Source organism: Amnibacterium sp. (genome assembly GCF_025463795.1).
Taxonomy (GTDB): Bacteria; Actinomycetota; Actinomycetes; order Actinomycetales; family Microbacteriaceae; genus Amnibacterium.
Window position 1 is genome coordinate 1 of record NZ_JAODBE010000018.1, and the last position, 6,039, is coordinate 6,039.

General features: G+C 68.0%; 8 protein-coding genes. 2 read left to right on the top strand and 6 right to left on the bottom strand.

Annotated elements, in window-relative coordinates; genetic code table 11:
* From JWQ92_RS01345 to rpmH, 6 genes are all read right to left on the bottom strand, one after another.
* A partial coding sequence (locus JWQ92_RS01345; RefSeq protein ID WP_297342654.1) for an RsmG family class I SAM-dependent methyltransferase occupies positions 1-217 on the bottom strand: 217 nt, incomplete at its 3' end.
* A gap of 61 nt (positions 218-278) precedes the next feature.
* Positions 279-803, bottom strand: coding sequence for a R3H domain-containing nucleic acid-binding protein (locus JWQ92_RS01350; RefSeq protein ID WP_297342660.1), 525 nt, complete (start codon positions 801-803; stop codon positions 279-281).
* Positions 804-865: 62 nt separating this feature from the next.
* Positions 866-1,828 (bottom strand): membrane protein insertase YidC, encoded by a 963-nt coding sequence (gene yidC / locus JWQ92_RS01355; RefSeq protein WP_297342655.1) that lies wholly within the window; start codon positions 1,826-1,828, stop codon positions 866-868.
* Positions 1,829-1,833: 5 nt separating this feature from the next.
* The gene (gene yidD / locus JWQ92_RS01360) at positions 1,834-2,148 is read right to left on the bottom strand and encodes a membrane protein insertion efficiency factor YidD (RefSeq protein WP_297342656.1); all 315 of its coding nucleotides are present in this window, start codon (positions 2,146-2,148) and stop codon (positions 1,834-1,836) included.
* Positions 2,145-2,489, bottom strand: coding sequence for a ribonuclease P protein component (rnpA, locus tag JWQ92_RS01365; protein WP_297342657.1), 345 nt, complete (start codon positions 2,487-2,489; stop codon positions 2,145-2,147). Before rnpA ends, yidD begins: the two co-directional genes overlap by 4 nt.
* A 10-nt stretch (positions 2,490-2,499) precedes the next feature.
* On the bottom strand, positions 2,500-2,637 hold the full coding sequence (rpmH, locus tag JWQ92_RS01370) for a 50S ribosomal protein L34 (RefSeq protein WP_191283652.1): 138 nt from the start codon (positions 2,635-2,637) through the stop codon (positions 2,500-2,502).
* Between the two features lie 333 nt (positions 2,638-2,970).
* Between rpmH and dnaA the strand changes: the two genes are divergently transcribed.
* Positions 2,971-4,452, top strand: a complete 1,482-nt coding sequence (gene dnaA, locus JWQ92_RS01375; RefSeq protein WP_297342658.1) for a chromosomal replication initiator protein DnaA — start codon at positions 2,971-2,973, stop codon at positions 4,450-4,452.
* Between the two features lie 522 nt (positions 4,453-4,974).
* Positions 4,975-6,039: DNA polymerase III subunit beta (gene dnaN / locus JWQ92_RS01380; RefSeq protein WP_297342659.1), on the top strand; the 1,065-nt coding region annotated here is incomplete at its 3' end.

Sequence of the window (6,039 nt, forward strand, 5' to 3'; positions counted from 1 at the left end):
CGCTGCCGACATCGCCGACCCGTCCCGGCCTCAGCAGCGGAGCGAGGAGAGCACTGTTCAAGATGTGCCTGCTCCAGAGCCGCGCCCGCTCCACCGGGCCGACGAGGCCCAGTTGCTCGCCGTACTGCGCGAGGTCCGCGGTGAACGCTCGGGCAAGGTCGATCTGTTCCCCGAACAGCACGGCTGCCGCGACCGGTTCATTCTCGAGCGGCTCCATCGGTGGGGGAGTGGCGTTCAATGTTTCACGTGAAACATGGCGGCACCGCGTCGTTGGCGGATCACGCCCGCCGAATGACCGTATGGCGGTCTGCGCCTTCGCCTTCGGACTCGGATACGAACCCGCGCTCTGCGACGATGTCATGCACGAGCTTCCGCTCGTAGCTCGACATCGGCGGCAGCGCCGCAGACGTGGCGCCCTCTTCAATCCGTCCGACCGCTCGCTCCACCAGAACGGCGAGTTCCGCGGCACGCGCATCGCGTGACCCGCCCACGTCGAGGATGAGCCGGGAGAAGTTGCCGGTCTTGGTCTGCACTGCGATGCGGGTGAGTTCCTGAAGAGCCGCGACGGTGTCGGGTTTTGACAGTACGCGCACGTTTGCGTCGCCGGATGCGGTCACCGAGACGTATGCCCTGCCCGCACGCACGGTGATGTCGATGTCGCCGTCGAGATCCGCGATGTCAAGCAGCTCCTCGATGTAGTCGGCGGCCACGTCGCCCTCGACTTCGAGTTGGTCCTGCGTCGGAAGTTCATTTCCGGGAGCCGGCCGTACCGTGGCCGGCTCTTCGAGCGCCGACGTTTCGATGCTCCGCTCTTCAAGGCTCAGCTCATCGAGGGCCTGCTCATCGAGGTCGCGCGAGGTGTCAGTCACTTCTTTCGTCCGCTCTTTTTGGCTCGGTTCTTGCTTACTGGCTGGCTGCGTTGCACCTTGCGCGGCTCATCCAGAACGGTGGTGCCGCCGTCCGGATCAGCATCGACGATGCCTTTGCGCCGACGCTTCGTCGCCAGGCGTGCCTCACGGGCCTGAGCGGCCTCGCTTCCGGGAGTCGGGAGATTCCGGATGACGATGAACTGCTGAACCATGGTCCAGAAGTTGGACGTGAGCCAGTAGAACATCACGCCGAGCGGGAAGGCAAAGCCGGAGAATGCAAAGACCAGCGGAAGGATGTACAGCAGCACCTTCTGCTGCTTGTACATCGGGCTCTCCTTCATCTGCGGAGACTGGTTCTTCGACATGATCTGCAGCTGCGTGATGAACTGCGACGCGGTCATCAGGGCGATCATCCCGACGGCGATCACCGTGACGAGCGGGATGCCCTGGTTCGCGGTGAGCGTCGCGGCGAGCGGCGCGGTGAACAGCTTCGCCGTGCCGAACGAGTGCGCGAGCGGTGCCGAGAGCAGGCCGATGCCGGCGGCCTCGGGGTGCTTCTGCGCGTTGTCGAGCACCTGGAAGAGGCTGAAGAAGATCGGCATCTGCGCCACGAGCGGCAGGCATGAGGAGAACGGGCTCGTGCCGGTGCGCTTGTAGAGCTCCATCGTCTCCCGGCTCATCGCCTCGCGGGAGAACTGGTCGCGCTTGCCCTTGTACTTCTCCTGGATCTTCTTCAGCTGCGGCGCGATCTCGAGCATCTTGCGCTGGCTCTTGATCTGCCGCACGAAGAGCGGGATGAGCGCGGCGCGCACGACGAGCACGAGGCCGAGGATGGACAGGATCCAGGTGAGCCCGTCGTCCGGGTTCATCCCGATCGCGGTCCAGCCGCTGTGGAACGCGACCAGGATCGCCTCGATGACCCATTTGAAGGGCCAGAGGATGGTGCCGAAGATGTCCACTTGGGTCAGGCTCCTGAGTGCTCGACGTGCCCGACGAAGCCGAGCTTGGTGATGCGGTAGGTGGGTCTCAGCCGCCGAGGCGGATCGTCCACGCCTCCCCGGGACCACGGATTGCACCGGACGATCCGGGCCAGCGCCAGCGCCGAACCGATCACGACGCCGGACTGCTGCACGGCCTCGAGCGCGTAGCGCGAGCAGGATGGATGGTACCTGCACACATCGCCGTAGAGCGGTGAGATCACGGCGCGGTACGCCTTCAGCAGAACGATCACGGCGTTGCGGGGGGCGAGCAGCAGCGCGACGCCGATGCGGCCGATCATCGCCGCACCGTCGCGGCGAGGGTCCGCACGTGGTCGCCGACCTCGCCGGCGAGCTCCGGCCAGGTCGCGGCGGCGGCTGCCGGGAGGGCGCGCACGACGACGTCCAGGCCGGTGACCTCGGAGGTCAGCGGCCAGGTCGCGGCCTTGATGCGCCGACGGACGCGGTTGCGCACGACGGCCCCGCCGACGTTGCGGGCGACGATGACGCCGACCCGCAGGGGATCGCCGGATCCGCTGCGGCGCGCGTAGGCGAGGGTGAGGGCACCCCGGGCACGCCGACCCGACCGGACGAGACGCCGGTAGTCGGGGGCGGAGGTGACCCGGTTCGCCTTGGCGAGCACCGTCGAGGCGTTACGCCGAGAGCTCGGTGCGACCCTTGCGCCGGCGGGCGGCGAGGATCGCACGACCGGCGCGGGTGTGCATGCGCAGGCGGAAGCCGTGCACCTTGGCGCGGCGACGGTTGTTCGGCTGGAACGTGCGCTTGGTCATGAGGATCCCCTCGGGAGTGCCGGGTGCCCGCGCGAGCCGGTGGAGTCGCCGGATCGGGGCGCAAGTCGTGGGGCGCTGGAAACACGCCGCGGAACCGCATCACAGTACACCAGGACTCCGGGGAGCCGCACGGCGTCGCCAGGCGTTCTCCGAATGGGGCCGGTCGGGCCTTCTCCCTCAACCGGAAGTCGAGGTTCTGCACAGGTCAATCCACCGATGTGGACTTGTCTGTGGAAACATGCGGGGATTACCGTTGGCGCCCGCCCGGCGACTCGACGTCCTCGTCGAAGGTCGCGTCGAGCCCCCACCCCCGCGGCCGACCGCCGCTTCCGCATGCCTGCCGTGTTCCGGCGGCCGCACCTGGAGGAGCCGAACGTGCCCGAGGTCGCCGCCGACGCCTGGGCCCGCATCCGCGAGGCCCTGGACTCCGACGTCCGCGTGGGGCCGCAGCTGCAGGGCTTCATGAACCTCGTCGAGCCGAAAGGCATCATGGCGGGGGTCATCTACCTCGAGGTGCCGAACGACTTCACCCGGTCGATGCTCGAGCAGCGCGCGCGCATGCCGCTGACGGAGGCGATCGGGGGCCTGTCCGGCGACTTCGAGATCCACACCTTCGCCGTGACGGTCAATCCGGAGATCACGCCGGACCCCTACACGTCGAGCAGCACGGCCCCGGTCGCCGCGGTGCCCCGGGCGGAGGCGGCCGAGATCCCGCGAGCCTCGACGGCGACGTTCCCGCCGGTCGGCGCCGACGACCGGGCGCGCGAGACGTCCGAGTCGCGGCTGAACGCCCGCTACACGTTCGACACGTTCGTCATCGGCGCCTCGAACCGGTTCGCGCACGCCGCCGCCTTCGCCGTCGCGGAGTCGCCGGCCAAGGCCTACAACCCCCTGTTCATCTACGGCGAGTCGGGCCTCGGCAAGACCCACCTGCTGCACTCGATCGGCCACTACTCCGTGGGGCTGTTCCCCGGCATCCGGGTGCGCTACGTGTCGAGCGAGGAGTTCACGAACGACTTCATCAACTCGATCGCGACGAACAAGGCGGCCCAGTTCCAGGCGCGGTACCGCGACGTGGACATCCTGCTGATCGACGACATCCAGTTCCTGTCGGGCAAGGACTCCACCCAGGAGGCCTTCTTCCACACGTTCAACACGCTGCACGACCACAACAAGCAGGTGGTCATCACGTCCGACCTCGCTCCCCGGCAGCTGACGGGCTTCGAGGACCGGATGCGGTCACGGTTCGAGCAGGGCCTCATCACGGACGTGCAGATCCCCGACCTCGAGACCCGCATCGCGATCCTGCGCAAGCGGGCGCAGGCCGAGCGTCTGCAGGTGCCCGACGACATCCTGGAGTTCATGGCGTCGAAGGTGTCGAGCAACATCCGGGAGCTCGAGGGCACCCTCATCCGCGTCACCGCATACGCGAGCCTGAACCGCTCGCCGGTCGACCTGCAGCTCGTGCAGACGGTGCTGAAGGACTTGATCACCCTGGACGAGGACAACGTGATCGCGCCGGCGGACATCATCAGCGCGGTCGCCGAGTACTTCAAGCTCTCGGTCGACGACCTCTACGGCTCCTCCCGGTCGCAGCAGATCGCGTCCGCGAGGCAGATCGCGATGTACCTGTGCCGGGAGCTGACGAGCCTGTCGCTGCCGAAGATCGGGCAGCTGTTCGGCGGCCGCGACCACACGACGGTCATGTACGCGAACAAGAAGATCAGCGAGCTCATGAAGGAGCGCCGCTCGATCTACAACCAGGTGTCGGAGCTGACCAGCCGCATCAAGCAGGACCAGCGGTACCGCAAGTAGCCCCGCACCCCACCGCGCTGGTCGAGGAGGCGGGCCGGCGACGGCCCCCGGACGCGGGCTGCCGCGGTGTCGGCGGTATCCCACACACTTGCCAACAGGGGGATGGATCCCAGTCCAGGACGGGAATCCACTCCCATGTGCAGAGCCTGTGGATAACTGGGGACGGCGGACCCCTGCAGCGCCCCCTCGAACGAGGGACGTGTGCAGAGCCGGTCGCCGGTCGAACATGACCGGCCCGTTCTCCGGAGGACGCCTCCGCACGGTTTCGACATCTTGCAGTCGTGTAGTTCCGGCTCGATGCGTGGCATCCCCGGGGTTATCCACAGTGTGCACACCTGTTAAGAGTGGTGTTGTCCTTCTTGATCCATCTCCCACTCCATCCGATTCCGCGCTGTGGACAGTGGAGAGCCGGAGCCGCGGTCGGCCCTGATCGGCGGCCATGGGCACCCGCTAGCATGCTCACGACCTTGTGACCGGGGGCAGGGCCCACCGGGAACCCCCACCGGCGATGAGGAGACAGCAGTGCGATTCCAGGCGAACCGGGACGTCTTCAGCGACGCCGTGTCGTTCGCCGTCAAGCTGCTCCCCCAACGCACGACGTTGCCGATCCTCTCGGGCGTGCTGATCGAGACCACCGAGCGCGGGCTGACGCTCTCGTCCTTCGACTACGAGGTCTCCGCTCGCACGGAGATCGACGCGGAGGTGCAGGAGCCGGGCCGCGTGCTGGTGTCCGGGCGCCTCCTCGCGGACATCGCGAACCGCCTCCCGTCCGCGCCGGTCGAGGTGCACACCGACGACAACCGCGTGATCGTGAGCGGCGGCAGCGCACGGTTCACCCTCCTCAGCATGCCCGTGGCGGAATACCCGAGCCTCCCGGTCGTCGGAGAGCCGACGGGCGTCATCCCGGCGGGCAACTTCTCCGCCGCGATCGCCCAGGTGGTGGTCGCCGCATCGCGGGACGACGTGACTCCCGTGATCACCGGTGTGCAGCTCGAGGCGGGCGAGCACTCCCTCGGGCTCGTCGCGACGGACCGGTACCGGGTCGCCATCCGGGCGATCGAGTGGCACACGGAGCAGACCGGGGACAGCACCGCACTCGTGCCGGCCCGCACCCTGCAGGAGGTCGGGCGCACGTTCGGCGGCAGCGGCGACGTCACGATCTCGATCACCCGCGGCGGGGACCGCGAGCTCATCGGCTTCACGGCCGACCGCCGCACGGTCACGTCGCTGCTCATCAAGGGCAACTTCCCGCCGGTCCGCCGCCTGTTCCCCGACGTCGTCGACCACTTCGCGGTGCTGAGCGCCGCCGAGCTCGTGGAGGCCACGCGGCGCGTGCAGCTGGTGCTCGAGCGCGAGGCGGCGTTGAAGTACTCGTTCACCGCGGAGGGCGTGACGCTCGAAGCGGCGGGCGGCGAGCAGGCGCAGGCGTCCGAGCAGCTCGACGCCGTCCTGACCGGCGGAGACATGGTCGTCTCGCTGAAGCCCCAGTTCCTGCTCGACGGACTCTCGGGAGTGCACACCGAGTTCGTGCGACTCTCGTTCACGAAGACGGAGAACCCGAACAAGCCCGGGCCGGTGCTCATCACC

Excerpts from the sequence above, each read along its gene's own strand:
- yidD (WP_297342656.1), bottom strand. The coding sequence starts at position 2,148 with ATGATCGGCCGCATCGGCGTCGCGCTGCTGCTCGCCCCCCGCAACGCC.
- rpmH (WP_191283652.1), bottom strand. The coding sequence starts at position 2,637 with ATGACCAAGCGCACGTTCCAGCCGAACAACCGTCGCCGCGCCAAGGTG.
- dnaA (WP_297342658.1), top strand. The coding sequence starts at position 2,971 with ATGCCTGCCGTGTTCCGGCGGCCGCACCTGGAGGAGCCGAACGTGCCC.